Origin of the sequence: Guptibacillus hwajinpoensis, assembly GCF_001039475.1 — a bacterium.
GTDB classification, from domain to species: domain Bacteria; phylum Bacillota; class Bacilli; order Bacillales; family Guptibacillaceae; genus Guptibacillus; species Guptibacillus hwajinpoensis.
In genome coordinates, this window is sequence record NZ_LELK01000001.1 from 989,392 (window position 1) to 1,008,075 (window position 18,684).

The 18,684-nt window shown below is 40.9% G+C and carries 17 protein-coding genes; all 17 read right to left on the reverse strand.

All coding sequences use genetic code 11. The features are described 5' to 3' along the window. Positions 1-132: 132 nt before the first annotated feature. On the reverse strand, positions 133-711 hold the full coding sequence (pgsA, locus tag AB986_RS05045) for a CDP-diacylglycerol--glycerol-3-phosphate 3-phosphatidyltransferase (protein WP_048309759.1): 579 nt from the start codon (positions 709-711) through the stop codon (positions 133-135). 171 nt (positions 712-882) lie between these two features. Continuing rightward, positions 883-1,818 (reverse strand): helix-turn-helix domain-containing protein, encoded by a 936-nt coding sequence (locus AB986_RS05050; protein ID WP_048309760.1) that lies wholly within the window; start codon positions 1,816-1,818, stop codon positions 883-885. Positions 1,819-1,835: 17 nt separating this feature from the next. Beyond that, complete coding sequence (locus AB986_RS05055) at positions 1,836-2,618, reverse strand: YmfK family protein (protein ID WP_048309761.1); 783 nt, start codon at positions 2,616-2,618, stop codon at positions 1,836-1,838. Between the two features lie 165 nt (positions 2,619-2,783). Continuing rightward, positions 2,784-3,035 (reverse strand): DUF3243 domain-containing protein, encoded by a 252-nt coding sequence (locus tag AB986_RS05060; RefSeq protein ID WP_048309762.1) that lies wholly within the window; start codon positions 3,033-3,035, stop codon positions 2,784-2,786. Positions 3,036-3,102: 67 nt separating this feature from the next. Further along, positions 3,103-3,813 carry an elongation factor P 5-aminopentanone reductase gene (gene ymfI, locus AB986_RS05065; protein ID WP_048309763.1) on the reverse strand — a complete coding sequence of 237 codons (711 nt, stop codon included), beginning with the start codon at positions 3,811-3,813 and terminating at the stop codon, positions 3,103-3,105. 250 nt (positions 3,814-4,063) lie between these two features. After that, entirely contained in the window at positions 4,064-5,350 is a 1,287-nt protein-coding gene (yfmH, locus tag AB986_RS05070) for an EF-P 5-aminopentanol modification-associated protein YfmH (RefSeq protein ID WP_048309764.1), read from the reverse strand. A 2-nt stretch (positions 5,351-5,352) separates the two neighbouring features. Next, positions 5,353-6,630, reverse strand: a complete 1,278-nt coding sequence (gene yfmF, locus AB986_RS05075) for an EF-P 5-aminopentanol modification-associated protein YfmF (RefSeq protein WP_048309765.1) — start codon at positions 6,628-6,630, stop codon at positions 5,353-5,355. A gap of 139 nt (positions 6,631-6,769) precedes the next feature. After that, positions 6,770-7,732 (reverse strand): ABC transporter permease, encoded by a 963-nt coding sequence (locus AB986_RS05080; protein WP_048309766.1) that lies wholly within the window; start codon positions 7,730-7,732, stop codon positions 6,770-6,772. Continuing rightward, complete coding sequence (locus tag AB986_RS05085; protein ID WP_048309767.1) at positions 7,732-8,790, reverse strand: ABC transporter permease; 1,059 nt, start codon at positions 8,788-8,790, stop codon at positions 7,732-7,734. Before AB986_RS05085 ends, AB986_RS05080 begins: the two co-directional genes overlap by 1 nt. Next, positions 8,787-10,316: an ABC transporter ATP-binding protein gene (locus tag AB986_RS05090; RefSeq protein WP_048309768.1), complete on the reverse strand. Its 1,530-nt coding sequence runs from the start codon at positions 10,314-10,316 to the stop codon at positions 8,787-8,789. Before AB986_RS05090 ends, AB986_RS05085 begins: the two co-directional genes overlap by 4 nt. Positions 10,317-10,436: 120 nt before the next feature. Beyond that, positions 10,437-11,534: a BMP family lipoprotein gene (locus AB986_RS05095; protein WP_048309769.1), complete on the reverse strand. Its 1,098-nt coding sequence runs from the start codon at positions 11,532-11,534 to the stop codon at positions 10,437-10,439. A gap of 366 nt (positions 11,535-11,900) precedes the next feature. Next, positions 11,901-14,240 carry a DNA translocase FtsK gene (locus tag AB986_RS05100; protein WP_048309770.1) on the reverse strand — a complete coding sequence of 780 codons (2,340 nt, stop codon included), beginning with the start codon at positions 14,238-14,240 and terminating at the stop codon, positions 11,901-11,903. Between the two features lie 112 nt (positions 14,241-14,352). Further along, a complete protein-coding gene (locus AB986_RS05105) occupies positions 14,353-14,580 on the reverse strand; it encodes a YlzJ-like family protein (protein ID WP_048309771.1) in 228 nt (75 codons plus the stop codon). Further along, on the reverse strand, positions 14,577-15,326 hold the full coding sequence (locus AB986_RS05110) for a ClpP family protease (RefSeq protein WP_048309772.1): 750 nt from the start codon (positions 15,324-15,326) through the stop codon (positions 14,577-14,579). The genes AB986_RS05105 and AB986_RS05110 overlap by 4 nt, the downstream gene beginning before the upstream one ends. Positions 15,327-15,446: 120 nt before the next feature. Continuing rightward, positions 15,447-16,313: a 4-hydroxy-tetrahydrodipicolinate synthase gene (dapA, locus tag AB986_RS05115; protein ID WP_048309773.1), complete on the reverse strand. Its 867-nt coding sequence runs from the start codon at positions 16,311-16,313 to the stop codon at positions 15,447-15,449. 5 nt (positions 16,314-16,318) lie between these two features. Beyond that, a complete protein-coding gene (dapG, locus tag AB986_RS05120) occupies positions 16,319-17,590 on the reverse strand; it encodes an aspartate kinase (protein WP_048309774.1) in 1,272 nt (423 codons plus the stop codon). Between the two features lie 19 nt (positions 17,591-17,609). Further along, a complete protein-coding gene (asd, locus tag AB986_RS05125; protein ID WP_048309775.1) occupies positions 17,610-18,656 on the reverse strand; it encodes an aspartate-semialdehyde dehydrogenase in 1,047 nt (348 codons plus the stop codon). Positions 18,657-18,684 lie beyond the last annotated feature (28 nt).

An 18,684-nucleotide genomic window follows, 5' to 3' on the forward strand; every position in this document is an offset into this window, starting at 1 on the left:
TTATACATTGGAATGGCTATTCCGTATAAGAAAGCGCCTCATGTCCGTTTAAATATAGTACGAATGAAACGGACGATTAGTGATGACTTCAAAGGTTTCAAAAAGGAACAGAATAATCTGTTCCTTAGGTGTTTAGCGTGATTTTAGGAGTACTTCCCGATTTTTATAGAAATAATCCCATCCTGAGTATACGGTAATAATAAGTGCTGCCCATAATGAGATTGTTGCAAATGGAAAACCTACTGCTTCAAATGGCACGTTCTCAATTAAAAGGGCAATAATAGCAACGATTTGAATCCATGTTTTCAACTTACCAAGATTGCTTGCTGCAAGCACTTCTCCTTCAGAAGATGCAACAAGTCTAAGACCAGTTACAGCAAATTCACGGCTTAAAATCAGAACAACTAACCAGGCAGGTGCTGCCCCAAGTTCCACAAGCGATACAAAAGCTGACGTTACTAGAAGCTTGTCTGCAAGTGGATCAAGGAATTTACCGAGATTGGTGACAAGATTATGTTTCCTTGCTATGTACCCATCAATCCAATCCGTCACAGAAGCGAAAATAAAAATGGCTGTAGCGATCAACTGAGAATTCAATAAAACGGTACCAGCAATTTCCGTTTCTCCTAAAGGGAGTGGAGCTAATAAAAAAATGAGAAATACGGGTATCAGAAAAATGCGAGATACTGTAATTTTATTAGGCAAATTCACGTATGTTCCTCCTAAATGTCATTTAACCTGTAAGGGTAGCTGAACGTATTGGATAAGCAACCCCTTAAATCGTATTCTATTCTATCATTGTTTCTTTCATGCAGAAAGGAAAACTTCTCCATTGATTAGTCGAAAGAAAAAGGGTCATCTAACGAAGATGACCCTACTACCTTACTCTGATTTTTTAAAATTCAATGTAACATTCTGAACAACAGGTTCAGTTGGAATGTCAATCTTTTCTCCATTTACAAACACTGAAACGTTCGGTGAGCTCCCTAGTCGTAATGACGCTGAAGATTCACTCGTTAAGTCATGTGTGACCTTTTCACCTTTTTTAAGACTCTTGTACACATATCTCTTGTCACTAGCACCTGTTAAAGCAACCCAGCTACCGCCTTTAGCTTCTAACTTCACCTCATACTTATCTGTGTTCGATAATTCATAAGTTGAGCTTGAAGAATTGCCGTCCACTTTCTTAATAGCCATTTCAGGTTCTGGTTCCTCTTCAGGTTCCTCCTCAGGCTTTTCTTCAGAATTTTCCTCTTCATCTGAAGATTGGTCTTTAGCTTCTTCCTTAGGCTGATCAGCTGGTTCTTCAGGCTTTTCTGAATTTGACACTTCATCAGATGAAGGCGCGTTACTACTATTTTCATCGCTTGATACCTGTTCTTCTACTTGATTTGTCGTAGCAGTCTGGTTTGTTTTCTCGTCACCATTTTGCACGACAAACCAAATGATAGCTGCAACACCGACAAGTACGAGCACGACAAGAACTGATGGAAAGACGGATGACCACTTCGAAGCTGTTTTGCTTGGTGATGTCGGCCGCCTCATTTTTCTTGGAGGCAAGTTCTCTGGCACATCTGTACTGGCTTTAGGAATTTCAGAAGCATATTCTTCTAGTAATTCTTCTCCGCCGAGGCCAACTGCTTCCGCATAGTTTTTAATAAATGCACGCGTATAAAAATTACCTGGAAGCAGTTCGTAATTTCCTTCTTCTATTGCATGAAGATAGCGTTTTTGAATCTTAGTAATGGATTGAACTTCCTCGATTGATAATCCCTTATCATTTCGAGCCTCTTTCAATCGTTGACCTAGCTCTGTCAATGAAAAACACCTACCAATTAGTTAAAGTCTAAGCTCGAAAACCCAGAATTCTGATTTTCAATCACTTGATATGTAATTTCTTGTTCCGGATCGTCTCGCAATTCAATTATATAATCAAAATCGTTCATCGTATACTCTGTTTCTTGAACAAATATATCAGGATGTTCAACAACTTTCGTCGCAGGCAGCCTCATAATATCCCGAAGTACTTGCCAGTGCTTCTCAGACGCTCTTCTTGCTGAAACAATTCCGTCGATAAGAAAGATGTGATCACTATTCAATTCATCGTCCGCAATCTGGGTTCGTACGGTTTGTTTTAACATTGTTGAAGATAAGAAAACCCACCTCTTATTCGCACATACGCTTGAAGCGACAATTGATTCTGTCTTTCCTACCCGTGGCATCCCGCGAATCCCAACCAACTTATGACCGTCCTGTTTAAATATTTCTGCGAGGAAGTCAACAAGAAGACCGAGTTCATCGCGAATGAAACGAAATGTTTTTTTATCATCTGCATCCCGCTGTATGTATCTACCATGACGCACAGCTAGACGGTCTCTCAACTTAGGTTCTCTCATTTTCGTAACCGTAATATTATCCATTGTGTTAAGAATAGATTCCAGTCGCTCAATTTGCTCAACATCATCGACAAGAAGCAAAAGTCCACGTCTCATATCATCAACACCATTGATTGTAATAATATTAATACCTAGCATTCCTAAAAGAGATGCAACGTCTCCAAGAAGACCAGGTCTGTTCTTATGAATCTCGTATTCAAGGTACCATTCCTTTTTGTCCATATGCCAACTCCCTCAGCCACAAATTTCCTATGTTTCTTTAATCATAAATGATTTTCAATTAGTATAAAAGAGATGAATACGGATTTTGTGTACTTTTCTTTGAGTTTTGTCCAAATCCATACAAAAAGAAGGATGTTCTCACACCCTTCTCCTTCATTGCTTAATTTATTTTTCGTTTTGGACAAGCTTAACCATCATGTTAGCGATAGCGTGCTGTTCTTCTTCACTCGCTACATGCCATAAGTCAGCAAGAATTTGTTCTTGTTCGTTCTTTGCTTTAACGCCATCAGCAAGGTATCCGCCAATTTGAAAAGCAACATCTGAGACAACTTCTTGAGAAAGCCCTTGCTGCTGCCCCTGATCTAAACGATCGTGCAAAAATTCTTTCCACGTATCAAAATTATCTAGTACAGACATCTATGTCCCTCCTTTATCAATTCATCACCTATATGTTGCGTCGAAAAGGAGGACTTTATGCATTGATTTACTGCCATGCACCGTCAACTGTAATGATTTGTCCAGTTATGTACGCCGCTTGATCTGAATCAAGAAATGAAATGAGTGAAGCGACTTCATGCGGTTTACCAGGTCTTCCTAATGGGATTTCGTCAAGCAAAGCTCTTTCATCCTCCTCCATAAGCGAGGCATTCATTGCTGTTGAGATGTAGCCTGGAGCGACTGCATTAACACGAATGCCACTTGGTCCTAGCTCCTTCGCAAGCCCTTTAACAAACGCGTTTAATCCACCTTTAACAGAAGAATACACAACTTCACATGAAGCGCCAGATATGCCAAAAACAGAAGAAACAACGATAATCGAACCGCTCTTTTTCTGCACCATGTTCTTCGTATAGTGTCTTGCAAGCTTTATAGAGGAAGTGAGGTGAAGATGAATCATTTCATCGATTTCTTGATCAGTCATATCTGTTAATAACCCGTTAAAACTGTTTCCTGCGTTTAGAATGAGCGTATCGACTTCTGGCACTTCATTGATCAAAGCCTCTATCCCATTCGAACAAGATAAATCAGCTTTAACTGGTATGATGGATGCTTCAGGATTCTTATGTTTAAGAGCTGTAATACTTTTCATATTGGAGTGATAATGTGCAAAGATCTTATGGTCTTTACTGAGAAACTGCTCTGCGACAGCCTTTCCAATTCCTCCACTTGCTCCTGTTATTAGAATGTTTTTCACGCATTAATCTCCTTTCTAAAAAGAAGGCTATGTTAATGACCAATGTTGATTTTTGGCTCATTTACGCCCTGTGGTGCCCATTCGCTTCGAGCAAATTCATTTACTCAGGCGAATGGGCACCACAGGGCGACCTTTCAGGAGAGCTGAAAGGCGAGTGAAACTGAGGTTTCACTCGAATGAGCCAAAAATCGAGAAATCAACAATATGAGCTAACATAGCCAAAAAGAAAAAAGCACCCGATAGGGTGCTTTTACGCCTTCGGAACCACCTGGCACACCGTGAAGCATTCTTCAGCGAAGTGTTCCTTCACAGCTTTTTCAACATCTTTAGCTGTTAAAGCCTCAAGAACAGGTACTACTTCAAACAAATCCATTTGATTGAACCGGTAACGCGTAAATTGATTTGCAATAAATTCTGGTGAATTTAACGCTCTCAAGAAGCTTCCGATTTTCTTTTTACGAATTCGCTCAAGCTGCTCTTCGTCTACAGCTCTATTTTTGAACGATTGAATCATACTGTACAACCGATCAGCGAGCTCATCTGGTGAGCTTGTGTTGCTTCCAAGGATCGAGAAACCAAACTTCTCTTCTTCTGTAAAATCGTATGAAAAGCTCTGATCAATTAAGCCTTCGTTATATAATGTTTCATAATTCTCTGAGCTCTGACCAAACATTAAGTCAAGTGCGAGATTAATGGATAACTCATGCTTAAGTAGTTCTTCACCTTGACGGCCTGGATTCGGCTCTTTAAATCCAACAAGACATTTAGCCACTTGAACAGACATTGGTAGAACCCTTTTCTTCTCGGCAACCTTTTTAGGTTCTTCATCAAAGAAACGCTCAATTGGGGGCTGATCTTTATACGATTTTGCAGCCTGATTTTTCTCAACAAATGACATAATTTCATTTGGTTCTACAGCTCCAACAACAAAGAGCACCATGTTCGAAGGATGGTAGAACGTTTCATAACACGTATATAAAGATTCTTTTGTAATTTTAGCGATGGATTCTACTGTACCCGCAATATCAATCTTAACTGGGTGATGATGGAACATGTTTTCAATCACACCAAAATACGCACGCCAATCTGAATTATCATTATACATCTCAATTTCCTGGCCGATAATTCCTTTTTCTTTCTCGACACTTTTGTCACTAAAATATGGGTCCTGTACAAAGTTTACAAGCGTCTCAAGGTTTTGCATCACATTCTGTGTTGTAGAAAACAAATATGCCGTTCGAGTAAAAGACGTAAAGGCATTGGATGAAGCACCCTGCTTACTGAAATCTTGGAATACGTCACGGTCTTCTTTTTCAAACAGCTTGTGCTCAAGGAAATGAGCAATGCCATCTGGAACTTGAACGTTCTCGGAACCATTCAACGGTACGAAATGGTTATCAACCGAACCGTATTTCGTTGTGAACGTTGCGTATGTTTTGTTAAACCCTTTCTTTGGAAGAACATAAACATCAAGTCCATTGTCCATCGTTTGATGATAAAGTGTTTCTTGTAGTTGATTAAATGGGATAGTTTTCATGATTAAGCTTCCTCCCCTTTTAAGAAGTATACGGTATCAAGCTTAACCTTATCAGCAACAGCTAGAATATCTTCTTTCGTCACAGCTTCAACGCCGTCGAGCCACTCTTCGATACTCCGAAGCTTTCTTGATACAACACCATGGTATAGAAGTTCTACCATACCCTTCGCATCATCGACTGTTTCAAGTAACTGATTACGAATCATGGTTTTGGTTTGCTTCATTTCTTCTTCATTGAAGTCACCATTCCTCATTGCAGTGAGCTGTTCTTTAATTATCTCTACAGTTTTGGAATAGTTCTTAAATTCAATTCCTGACATCACGATAATTAAACCTTTATGGCTTTCATAACGTGAAGCTGCATAATAAGCAAGGCTCTCTTTCTCACGAACATTTCGGAATAGCTTAGAATGAGAGAAGCCACCGAACATGCCGTTGAAAACTTGAAGAGCATAATATTCATCATCAGCATATCCAACACCGGTGCGAAAGCCCATGTGAAGCTTACCTTGCTTGATTTCCTGAGATTCTTGTACTTCCTTCTCTTCAACATCAAGCGATGCCTTCACAGTTGTCTCAGACTCTCTACTGCTTCGTTCGTCAAATGGAAATAATTCTTTAACGATGTTTTCGACTTCAATGCCTTCTAAATTACCTACAAAATATAGATCAACTTCATCTTCTGCACAAACCTTTTTGTAGTAATCATAAAGCGATTGTGATGTAATCTGATCCACCTGGTCACTCTCTCCAAAAACATGTAAGCCAAACGGCTCATCAGGAAACATTTCCTGAGTTAGCCTCATATTAGAATATCTCATTTTATCATCATAGATCGATTCAATTCGCTGCTTCATTGTTCGCTTTTCTTTTTCTACAATCGAAGAATCAAATCCAGAGTTCCCCGTCTTAGGATTCATGACAACATCCGCAAGTAACGTTAGAGCTTTCTTAAAAAGCGGATCATCTTCCGATAAGAACTTCTCATTAGCAAAATCCATTCGGAACGTCATAATATGAAAATCACCTTTTTTAGCAAGATCCACACCAAGCGTTGCTCCATACAATTTCTCAAGTTCTGTTCTCACGGCTTTAGAAGATCCATACTGTGCCGTTCCACTCTGAAGAACATAAGGTAAAAGTGCTCGCTCAGTAACCGTATCTTTCGTTAATTTAGCTTTAAACTGCATTACTACTGTTGTTGTCTTATATTTATCCGTCTGTATCCTATGTAGCGTCAAACCGCCGCAAGAGGTTTTCTCATGAGGGATAATAGCCATTGACCTCACTCCTTTTTAATATCCATTAACTACCAATAGAGGAAAGCGTAACTTATCCCCTTTATACCATAGTATGTGTAATAGTGTAAGCAATTACCCCTAAAGAAAAAACCCCCCGTTTTCACGGAGAGCTACATTTCTATCGTTTTCCTTTTTCATACGGTTGCCCAATTGCCTTAGGTGCATCCGCTCGTCCGACAAGTCCTGCAAGCGCAAGAATTGTTAAAACGTAAGGTGATATGAGGAGATAGACTTCTGGAATTTCTTTCAGTCCAGGAATCTGTTGACCAGTAATACTCAGAGACTGAGCAAGACCAAAGAACAAGGCTGCACCCATCGCACCTAGTGGATGCCACTTCCCGAAAATCATCGCAGCTAATGCCATGAATCCTTGACCAGAAATCGTTGCATGACTAAAGTTACCTGCAATCGACGTGGCATAGACCGCTCCACCCAGTCCAGCAAAACCACCGCTCAGCATAACTGCTACATAGCGCATTTTGGTAACGTTGATCCCCATCGTGTCTGCTGCCATTGGATGCTCACCTACTGAACGGAGACGAAGACCAAATGGCGTTTTGAAAAGAATCCACCATACGACAAAAGCAAGAGCAATTGCGATATACGACGTATAGTAAGCACTCGAGAAAAACAACGGACCGATAAATGGAATATCACTTAGGAAAGGCACGTCTGTTTTGTAAATACGCTCTTGAATAATTGGTGTTTGACCTGCGTCAAAAATTTTCTTCACAAGGAAAATCGCAAGACCAGCTGCAAGGAAGTTCAGTGCTACACCACTTACAACTTGGTCCGCTTTGAACGAAATACTTGCAACAGCGTGCAGGAGTGAAAATAGCATACCTATAATAATAGCCACGATGAGAGAAAACCAAGGTGAAGCTGCCCCCATCCCCCACTGCTCACCGAGAATTGTAAATAACGCACCAGTGAAGGCTCCCATGAGCATAAGACCTTCAAGTCCGATATTAACCACGCCTGACCGTTCACTGAATACTCCACCAAGAGCAGTGAAAATCAGGGGAGCTGCTGAGAAAATAGCAGCAGGAATGACGAGCTGAAGAATCTGCATGAAATCCATTAAATTTTCCCCCTTTTGTTCACTCTGTTGCTGATCCAGTGAATCAAGTAACTTGATGCGACAAAGAAAATAATCATAGCTATTACGATTTCAACTAGCTGTGTAGGTACTTGTGCTACGGACTGCATATTGAGGGCTCCAATTTTTAATCCACCGAATAAGGCTGATGCTAGGACAACACCAAACGCACTGTTTGCTCCTAGAAGAGCTACGGCAATCCCATCAAAACCGACGCCAGTGAAATCTGCCATAACAGTCATATACCCATATGTTCCAAGGCCTTCCATTGCCCCAGCTGCACCAGCAAATGCACCCGAGATGACCATAGACAGAATAATGTTTCGTTGAACGTTAATGCCGGCATACTCGGATGCATATTTATTAAACCCTACTGAGCGAAGTTCATATCCCGTCGTTGTTTTCCAAAGCAAGAACCACATAATAATTGCTCCAATAATTGCGACAACGAATCCGTAATGAAGACGAGAAAAATCTGTAACCGTTTGTAGAAATGAAGATTGAAGAGATGCTGATTGATTAATCTGGTCGGTACGTTCTCCTGGTGCTAGCAAATACGTACGAATAATAGCATTTACAACGTGTAATGCAACATAGTTCATCATAATCGTCGTAATAACTTCATGTACATGGTACTTTGCTTTTAAGAAACCTGGAACAAATGCCCACATCGCCCCTGCCACTCCAGCTGCAAGAATTGCTAATGGAATGTGAACTAGTGGACTTAAGCCTTCGAATTGTAGACCGACATAAACTGATGCGAGCCAGCCGACAAGCAACTGTCCTTCTACACCGATATTAAAAAGCCCTGTACGAAATGCAAATGCTACCGCAAGACCTGAAAGAATAAGCGGTGTCATTTGACGAACTGTTTCACCAAGGACATATGAGTTAGAGAAAATACCGTTAAATAACGCTGCATAAGCAACGATTGGATTGTATCCACTCACAAGCATGATCATACCACCAACAAGTAACCCAAGCGCTACTGATAGCACTGGTACAGTGATAGCAGACCACTTTCCTTTTAATAACTTCATGAAGTCTCACCAGCCTTTTTGCGGTTTGCGCCTGCCATTAAGAGGCCAAGCTCCTGCTCTGTTGTTTCTTCAGGCTTAACGATGGCAACGATTTTCCCTTCGTATATAACAGCAATACGGTCACTCACGTTCATAATTTCTTCGAGTTCAAAAGAGATTAAGAGGACAGCTTTCCCTTTATCTCTCTCCTCCACCAACTTTGAGTGGATGAATTCAATTGCTCCAACATCAAGCCCACGTGTAGGCTGTGCTGCAATTAGGAGATTTGGACTACGATCAATTTCACGTGCAATAATTGCTTTTTGCTGATTTCCTCCGGATAAAGCTCGTGCTGGTGTTGATTCGCTTGGTGTTCTGACGTCATATTCTTTAATTAAAGACTTTGCTTTTTCCATAATCGTAGGGATACTTAAGATTCCATTCCTCGAAAAAGGTCTTTTATAATAGGTCTGAAGGACCATATTTTCACCAATAGAAAAATCCAATACAAGGCCATGCTTATGGCGATCCTGCGGAATATGTCCAATACCGCCCTCTGTTACGCGACGCGGTTTCCAATTCGTAACATCTTTTCCATTAAGCATGACGCTGCCGGATTTTGATTTTCGTAGTCCAGTGATAGCTTCAATTAACTCAGACTGTCCATTTCCATCTACACCTGCAATGCCCACAATTTCTCCAGCACGAACAGACAAATCCATTCCATTAACAGCAGGTACTTTTCTTGCGTCTTCGACTACAAGATTTTTTATCTCAAGCGTATCTGTCGTAGGCTCAGAAGGCTTTTTCTGTATTGAAAAGTTCACTTCTCTTCCAACCATCATGGAAGCTAGTTCATCTTCGTTCGTATTGGCGACATCCACAGTTCCAATTCCAACACCGCGGCGTATTACGGTACAGCGGTCACTTACTTCCATAATCTCTTTTAATTTATGAGTTATTAAAATAATCGACTTACCTTCTGCAATTAGCTTCTTCATAATCGCAATCAATTCTTTGATCTCTTGAGGCGTAAGCACAGCCGTTGGCTCATCAAAGATCAAAATATCAGCACCACGATAAAGCGTTTTTAATATTTCAACTCGCTGCTGCATCCCAACTGAAATATCTTCAATCTTTGCGTTAGGATCAACTGAAAGGCCGTACTGCTTGGAAATCGATTCCACTTCTTTAGCCGCCGTTTTAAGGTTAACTTGTCCTTTGGTCGTTGGTTCATTTCCAAGAATGATATTTTCAGTAACTGTAAACTTTTCTACTAACATAAAATGTTGATGAACCATACCAATCCCAAGTTCGTTTGCAATGTTTGGATCTGTTATATTTACTTTTTGACCGCGAACATGAATTTCACCTTGCTCAGGCTGATATAGACCAAATAACACATTCATAAGCGTTGACTTACCCGCACCATTTTCACCTAGAAGAGCATGAATCTCTCCTTTTTGTAGCTGAAGAGTAATGTTATCATTTGCGACAATGCCAGGGAATTCCTTGCGGATATTTCTCATTTCAATTACATACTCCATACAGATGTCACTCCCTTATCCAAAACATGAAACAAAGGCTAGTTCATTAACTAGCCTTTGTCCCGTATTTGGCTGTAATATAGGTGAGATTTCCAAGAGGTTGTTCAGCTCTAAAATCTCTTATAAAGAGCCTTCAAATTCCTCGAATTCTTCGTCCGTACTAGGAACTTCCAACTCGCCACTCTGGATTTTCTCTTTATACTCTTCAACTTTACTCAATGCTTCTTCTGATACGTTTTCCTGTGTTTCAGCAATTCCAACGCCGTCTTCTTCAAGACCAAATTCAGTAACTTGTCCACCAGGGAAGTTTCCATCAACAGTTTGCTTGGATACTTCAATGACAGCAGTATCCACTCGCTTAACCATAGACGTTAGTGTAACGTTCTCCGGCATACCTTCTTCATGCTGATCACGGTCTACCCCGATAACCCAAACTTTTTCACCGTTCTTTGCACGGTTCTTAGCTTCTGTGAACACACCATTACCAGTTCCGCCAGCAGCGTGATAGATGATGTCTGCGCCTTTATCGTAAAGAGTTGCAGCAATCTGCTGACCTTTTTCTGCAGCGTTAAAATCATCCGCATACTGAGTAAAGATCTCAGCATCAGGGTTAACAGATTTCACTCCAGCTTTAAATCCACTTTCGAACTTTTTAATAAGTTCAGAGTTAACCCCACCGATGAAGCCAACTTTGTTGGATTCAGACTGCATTCCTGCAATAACACCAACAAGGAATGACCCCTGGTGCTCTTTAAATGTAATACTTGCTACGTTTTCAAGTGGCTCATCATTTTCGTTAACAGCTACGCTGTCAACTAGTGCAAGCTGAGCTTCTGGCTTCTGTGTAGCAATTGTTTGAATATCTTGCTGCATTAAGAACCCAATTCCGAAAATCAAGTTATAATCCTCGCGAATCAAACCTGAAAGGTTCGGTTGGTAGTCACTTGCTGCAGTTGATTGAACATATTTAAAGCCTTTATCTTCTTCAAGTCCATTATCTTTCCCAAACTGCTGAAGACCTTCCCAAGCAGATTGGTTAAATGATTTATCATCAACACCGCCAGTATCAGTTACCATCGCAACTTTAAAATCGCTGCTTTTATCCTCGGTACCGCCGCCTCCAGAACTTTCGTTTGTTGAATCATTCGTTCCACAAGCAGACAAAAGTGTACCGGCAGCTAATACAGCCGACAACATAAAACCGTACTTCTTCTTCATAGTAATCCCCCTAATGTTTTTTAACGCCGCTTGCTCTTCTCTCTCTATCGAGCTGTGCTTTGTTTGGTTGCGTTCTCATAACTCCTAAAAATATAAAGGCGGGAGTATGTAATACGCTTGAAATAATTGTGATAATAAGTCATATTTCGACATAACTATACCATTTTCAAGGAGATAAAGGAATAGTTTTTTGAAAAAAAACTCGATTACCAATATTTTAAATCGTTCAATACATTACGTGAAATTATTGTTACTTTAGCTATGAAAGGGAGCTACTTCCCGCTCCAATTACCTAAGTGAGGTTTTATATAAAAACTGTTTCGAAGTCCAAAAAGTTAAAAAAGCCCATAAAAAAAGAAGCACAATCTAGCTAGATTGTGCTTCTTCTTCTTTACTTATTAACACTTCGCGTGGCTTACTGCCTTCATACGGTCCAACGATTCCCCTAGCTTCCATCGCATCGATCAGCCTTGCTGCTCGTGTGTAACCAACTCGAAAACGACGTTGAAGCATGGATACAGATGCTGTTTGCATTTCAGTAATAAGTTGGACAGCATCATCGTAAAGATCGTCATCTACTTCAGGTTGCTCTTCTTCAGGTTTATCTGTTGGAATCATTTCTTCTTGGTATTGCGCTTTTTGTTGAGCAATAACAAAGTCCACTAGCTCTTCGACTTCCTCATCAGATAAGAAAGCACCCTGAACACGCTTCGGCTTATTCGCACCAACAGGTAAGAAAAGCATATCTCCTTTACCGAGCAATTTCTCTGCCCCACCCATATCAAGGATGGTTCTGGAATCGGTCATGGATGAAACACTAAATGCAATTCGAGAAGGGATATTGGCTTTAATAACCCCAGTAATAACATCAACAGACGGTCGCTGAGTAGCGATAATTAAATGGATACCCGCCGCACGTGCCATTTGCGCAAGTCTTGTGATAGCATCTTCCACGTCACTTGACGCAACCATCATTAAATCAGCTAGCTCATCAACAATCACGACAATATAAGGTAGCGTCGGTTGCTTTGCTTCAGACGTTTCATTTTGACGCTTAATGTAATTATTATACCCCTCGATATTACGTGTACCAGTATGAGAAAAAAGCTCATACCGACGTTCCATTTCACTAACGACCTTTTTCAAAGCTTGTGATGCTTTCTTCGGATCCGTTACCACTGGTGCTAGAAGATGAGGAATACCATTGTAGACATTAAGTTCTACCATCTTAGGATCAATCATCATCATTTTCACTTCATGTGGTTTAGCTTTCATCATAATACTTGCAATGATTCCATTTATGCACACACTTTTACCACTTCCTGTCGCCCCCGCGACAAGCAAGTGAGGCATTTTGGATAAATCAGATACGACGGCTTCGCCTGATATATCTCTTCCAAACCCAATAGCTACTCTAGATTCATGAGATTGGTACTCTTTCGACTCAAGTACTTCTCTCAAAGTAACCATCGCAACTTCTGAGTTTGGAACTTCAATACCAATTGCCGATTTACCCGGAATCGGTGCTTCAATTCGGAGATCTCTTGCAGCAAGAGCAAGGGCCAAGTCATCAGTAAGGTTAACAATCTTACTTACCTTCACACCTGTATCTGGATATACCTCGTATTTCGTTACGGCTGGTCCAAGATGAACCTTCATTACTTTTGCTTTCACTCCGAAACTTTCAAAAGTTTTCTCGAGTTTTCTTGCATTAGCTGAAATCTGCTGTCGCTCATTATCTTGTGAAATCTTCTTAGGAGGCTGAAGCAATGAAAGTGACGGCAGACGGTAATCTTTGTTTTCTAGTTCGCCAACCGTTAACGATTGAATAGGTGTTCCATCCGCTGCTTCAGAGGTAGCTTCACTCTTCGGCTCTTCCTGCTTATCTTGAGCTACCTCAGGTTCAGATCTATAGGCACTTTCTGTAAACGTACGAATTTCTGGTTCGAAAGGTTCCTCTTCTTGCACACTCTGTTGCGTCGACACATCGTAGGTTTCAGTTGGTTCCATTGTTTCCTCTTGTTCCCTTAGAGCTGCTCGCTGCTCTCTCTTTTCTCTTCTTGCATTTTTGCTTTCTGCGAATAAAGCTTTTGCTTCAGCAAAAGTATTAGAGACAAATCCTTTGATCCATTCGACGATCTTTCCAAGTACATCACTAAATGATTTACCTGTGATTAAGACAAATGATAGAAGAATCAAAAGAAAAGACATTAACTGAGTACCAGTTGCATCAAATAAACGATAGCTAAATGCAAATAATAAAGCACCGATCATGCCACCGCCAAGCGGGCTAGATTCTGATGGATTGGTTACATCCATTCGGAAGAGTTCATATGTATTAGCAATAACCGATGCACTACCCCATTCCCCTTCTCGAGATAAGGTTTCAAATAAGCCAACGTGACTTAATAGTAAAAACGAAGTTCCTAATAAATAAAAACCGGCAAGACGTCTTGTCCAAAATGGTGGCAGTTTTCTTTTCACTATCAAATAGCCCGCAAATAGAACGAGTCCAGCGACAATAAGCCCAAACCATTCGCCTGCAAAAAAACGAAACATATGATAGATTGCTCGACCGACAACTCCCATCTTTAAAACGCCTAAAACGGTAAACGCTAGAACGGTCAAACCGATAAATTCAATTTTAACTTGAGATTGCCAAGCGGCCTGTTTCTTTGTTGTTTTCCTTCTTTTTCGCTTTGCCATATTCTCACCTCTATACAAGCCATAGCTGGTAAGAAAAAGCAGCCATTTCCGGCTGCTTTTCGTTCACCAATCTATTCCTAGTATACCACATCTTGCCGTGGTCCTATAGGCTCTATTTCAAAGGAGAGGTTGATAAAGTAAGCATTTGTCCAGGCTGCGTTGCTTCATTTAAATAGTCCTGAGGGTTTGTACTTAGAACCTGGACAACTCTACATTCGGTCAGGGAAGTTCTTTCAACAAGAAGTTCTACACCATTCCATTCAATAATGTTTTGTTGATCATAAACGGATTGCTCAGGTGGAAAAACCGCTTCATGTGGAAGGATCGTGTAGAGAATCATTGCACAAGATCTCCTTCCTTTTTCCCTTTGTATTCATCAATTAGTTCATTGAGCTTCTTCATCGCTGGACCAACTGCACCTACTTCATTGATTAGTCCGTAACTGACGGCATCATCCCCGACTACGTTCGTTCCAATATCTCTTGTAAGGTTTCCTCTTGAGAACATTAGCTCTTTAAATTTATCTTCTGTAATATTTGAATGCCTTGTCACAAAACTCACTACCCGCTCTTGCATTTTATCTAAGTACTCAAACGTTTGTGGGACGCCAATTACAAGTCCAGTTAATCGAACAGGATGGATCGTCATCGTAGCTGTTTCAGCAACAAAAGAATAATTCGCAGCAACAGCAATTGGAACGCCGATGGAGTGGCCACCGCCAAGTACGATTGACACAGATGGTTTTGAAAGGGAAGCAATCATCTCTGAAATAGCAAGACCTGCTTCGACATCTCCTCCTACTGTGTTTAGAAGAATAAGGACTCCTTCTATCTTAGGATTCTGCTCAATTGCTACGATTTGTGGAATCAAATGCTCATACTTCGTTGTTTTATTCTGTGGGGGAAGCTGAACATGTCCTTCAATTTGACCGATAATTGTTAAACAATGAATGTTTGAATGATCCATGCTCGGCACATTTGTTTGACCAAGCTGCTGTATTTTATCAACAAGCGATGATTTCTGGTCATCCTTTTTATCAGGCTCCTGACCTGGATTTGGGTTTTCATTTCGATACTCATTATTCATACTAATGTCCCCTTCCTTACTCTGGTAGTAGTAGTATGAACGAGACATTGTTTTACCATTCATTACAAATGCTCAACAAATATCAAAAGAAAAAGGACGCCATAGGCGTCCTGCAAGTTGTTATTTCGTTAGCGCAGCAGCTAGTGAAGAACGCTCCTCAGCTGTAAGTGGAATCATTGGAAGTCGAACACTACCAACATCCATTCCTTTTAACTGAAGGGCTGTTTTCACTGGTGATGGGCTTGGTGCTTTAAAGAGTTCATTCATAATCGGTAAAATCTGATGATGGATTGATGTTGCTTTCTTCACTTCTCCAGCTTCGTAAGCAGCGATCATTTCCTGCATTTCGTTTCCAAGAACGTGTGAAGCTACAGAAATAACGCCATCTCCACCGATTGACATAATCGGCAATGTTAATCCGTCATCTCCGCTATAAACAGAGAAGGATTCTTCTGTTTGACTGATGATCTCAGTAATTTGATCAAGATCTCCACTCGCTTCTTTCACGGAAACGATGTTATCGATTTTAGAAAGTTCTACAATTGTTTCAGCTGTCATGTTCACAACAGATCGACCTGGAATGTTATAAATCATAACAGGAAGCTTTGTTGATTCAGCGATCGCCTTGTAGTGCTCATAAAGACCCTTTTGCGAAGGCTTACTGTAATATGGTGCTACGATCATGATCGCATCCACACCGACAGCTTCTGCCTTCTTCGTTAACTCTATTGATGCATGTGTATTGTTACTACCTGTTCCAGCGATAATTGGCACTCTGCCATCTGCTATTTCAACTGAATGTTTGAAAAGGGCTACCTTTTCTTCTGACGAAAGCGTTGGAGATTCACCTGTTGTTCCTGCAACAACAAGTCCATCAGTTCCATTCTTCACTAAATAATTAATCAATTGTTCTGTTTTTGTAAAGTCAATATACCCTTTTCGGTCGAAGGGAGTGACCATTGCTGTTAATACTTTTCCAAAGTTCATTTCTTTCACTCCTTGCCTTCAGCTTGAAGCTGATCCTTCATCTCTTCTAATTCCTGCCCAGGGGCAAGATGTAAATGGAATACATCGTGGAGCGCGTTAACTGCCGCCGACAAATCATGCTGTCTGACTAGAACCCAGATAGTTGTATGAGAATCAGCTGACTGAAGAATATCAATGTTTTCTCGAGCAAGCGACTCAACAATTTTCGCAGTGACACCAGGTACACCACTCATGCCCGCTCCAACTGCAGATACTTTCGCGCAATCTTGAATAATTTCTGGATCGTATCCCATTTCATTTAATGTCAGCACTGCTCGTTCTGTCATTTCTTCCATTACTGTGTAGACAACCCCAGTAAGGCTAATGTTAATAAAGTCAACGCTAATCCCTTCTCGTGCCATCGCTTTAAAAACTCTGGACTGAAGATCATATTGTCCTTCTTTAGCGAACACCTTAATTTGTGTTACGCCACTAACATGGGCAATACCCGTTATCACACGATCTATAACTTGTTCCCCTGTGATCTTACCAGTTGCAGAAGTAACTAGCGTACCTGTGGATGACGAGTAGGTTGATCGAATGCGCATCGGAATCTTCGCTTGCATTGCTATTTCAACAGCGCGTGGGTGAATCACCTTTGCACCTTGATAAGCCATATTGCAAACTTCATTATAAGTTACGATGGAAAGGGGACGAGCTTTTTCAACTATTCTAGGATCAGCTGTCATAATTCCTTCCACATCTGTGAAAATATCGACCATATCAGCTGTAAGTGCAGCACCAAGTGCTGCTGCTGACGTATCGCTGCCTCCGCGACCAAGTGTTGTTACATCGCCATCCTTCGTAACACCCTGGAAGCCAGTTACAACGACAACATCCATAGTCTTAAGCTCTTCCATTAAACGCTCGGATTTCATTTCAAGAATTCTTGCTTTGCTATGTTCAGCAGTCGTCATGAACCCTGCCTGCCCGCCTGTATAGGCTGTCGCTTTAAGTCCTTCTGTAAGGAGCAAATTTGAAAAAACGACAGAAGAAATGCTTTCTCCACAGGAAACTAAGAGATCATATTCTCTTGACGTTACTTTCCGATTTCGATCACCAATTAATCCAAGCAAAGTATCCGTTGCATACGGATCACCTTTTCGACCCATCGCTGATACTACGACAACAACTTTATATCCATCGCTGACTGCTTCTTTAATATGGTTAACAGCTCTAAGTCTGCCGTCTTCACTTTTTAATGAAGTTCCGCCAAACTTCTGCACGATGACTTTCATTCAGAACACCTTCTTATGTCTATTTCAATATATTGAGGGCTGCCAAACTTTCGGCGATTTGAACAGAATTCCATGCTGCCCCCTTCAGTAGATTATCAGAGACAATCCACATATGGAAGCCATTTTTTTGATTAAGGTCTTTTCGAATACGACCCACAAAAACATCTGATTTTCCTACAGCATCAAGTGGCATAGGATAAACTTGATTAGAAGGGTCGTCCTTCAATGTTACTCCACTAGCGTTTTTCATAAGCTCTTTCACATCTTCAACAGTCACATCGTCACGGCCAATCTCTACGTACACAGACTCAGCGTGACCTGTTTCAATCGGGAGACGTACGCAAGTTGCCGCAACATGTAGCTCAGCATCATGCATAATTTTCTTCGTTTCATTTATCATCTTCATTTCTTCATAAGTAAATCCGTTCTCTTCAAATACATCGATTTGAGGAATTGCATTAAACGCTATTGGGTAATGCTTCTTATCTCCCTTGACCGGAAGAATTTCTGGCGTGTACTCTTCACCATTCAATGCAGCTTTTGACTGTTCTTTCATCTCTGTAACAGCATTCGCTCCTGCACCTGAAACGGCTTGATAAGTAGAAACAATAATTTTATGAAGGCCATATGTTTGCTTAAGTGGTTCAAGTGCTGCCACCATCTGAATGGTTGAACAGTTTGGATTTGCAATAATGCCTTTATGATCATTTAAGTCGCTTTCGTTCACTTCTGGTACGACAAGTGGAACTTCAGGATTCATACGAAATGCACTTGTATTATCAACAACGATAGCGCCGCGTTTAACAGCTTCAGGAGCTAATTCTTTCGAAACACTACCTCCAGCACTAAATAAGGCAAGCTGCACCCCTTCAAAAGCTTCAGGTGTTGCTTCCTTTACTGTTAACTCTTGCCCTTTGAACATAACTTTCTTACCTGCTGATCGTGATGACGAAAGGAGCGTTAAGGTCGATATCGGAAAATCCCGTTCCTCTAGTGTTTGAATCATTTGTTGTCCGACTGCGCCTGTTGCTCCAACTACTGCTACATGATATTGGTTCCCGCTCATTTCTTATTCTCCTCCCATAGTCCATTCC

Excerpts from the sequence above, each read along its gene's own strand:
- AB986_RS05060 (WP_048309762.1), bottom strand. The coding sequence starts at position 3,035 with ATGTCTGTACTAGATAATTTTGATACGTGGAAAGAATTTTTGCACGAT.
- AB986_RS05055 (WP_048309761.1), bottom strand. The coding sequence starts at position 2,618 with ATGGACAAAAAGGAATGGTACCTTGAATACGAGATTCATAAGAACAGA.
- AB986_RS05080 (WP_048309766.1), bottom strand. The coding sequence starts at position 7,732 with ATGGATTTCATGCAGATTCTTCAGCTCGTCATTCCTGCTGCTATTTTC.
- asd (WP_048309775.1), bottom strand. The coding sequence starts at position 18,656 with ATGAGCGGGAACCAATATCATGTAGCAGTAGTTGGAGCAACAGGCGCA.
- dapA (WP_048309773.1), bottom strand. The coding sequence starts at position 16,313 with ATGAACTTTGGAAAAGTATTAACAGCAATGGTCACTCCCTTCGACCGA.
- AB986_RS05110 (WP_048309772.1), bottom strand. The coding sequence starts at position 15,326 with ATGAATAATGAGTATCGAAATGAAAACCCAAATCCAGGTCAGGAGCCT.
- AB986_RS05090 (WP_048309768.1), bottom strand. The coding sequence starts at position 10,316 with ATGGAGTATGTAATTGAAATGAGAAATATCCGCAAGGAATTCCCTGGC.
- AB986_RS05095 (WP_048309769.1), bottom strand. The coding sequence starts at position 11,534 with ATGAAGAAGAAGTACGGTTTTATGTTGTCGGCTGTATTAGCTGCCGGT.
- yfmH (WP_048309764.1), bottom strand. The coding sequence starts at position 5,350 with ATGAAAACTATCCCATTTAATCAACTACAAGAAACACTTTATCATCAA.
- AB986_RS05085 (WP_048309767.1), bottom strand. The coding sequence starts at position 8,790 with ATGAAGTTATTAAAAGGAAAGTGGTCTGCTATCACTGTACCAGTGCTA.
- dapG (WP_048309774.1), bottom strand. The coding sequence starts at position 17,590 with ATGAAAGTCATCGTGCAGAAGTTTGGCGGAACTTCATTAAAAAGTGAA.
- AB986_RS05100 (WP_048309770.1), bottom strand. The coding sequence starts at position 14,240 with ATGGCAAAGCGAAAAAGAAGGAAAACAACAAAGAAACAGGCCGCTTGG.
- AB986_RS05105 (WP_048309771.1), bottom strand. The coding sequence starts at position 14,580 with ATGATTCTCTACACGATCCTTCCACATGAAGCGGTTTTTCCACCTGAG.
- yfmF (WP_048309765.1), bottom strand. The coding sequence starts at position 6,630 with ATGGCTATTATCCCTCATGAGAAAACCTCTTGCGGCGGTTTGACGCTA.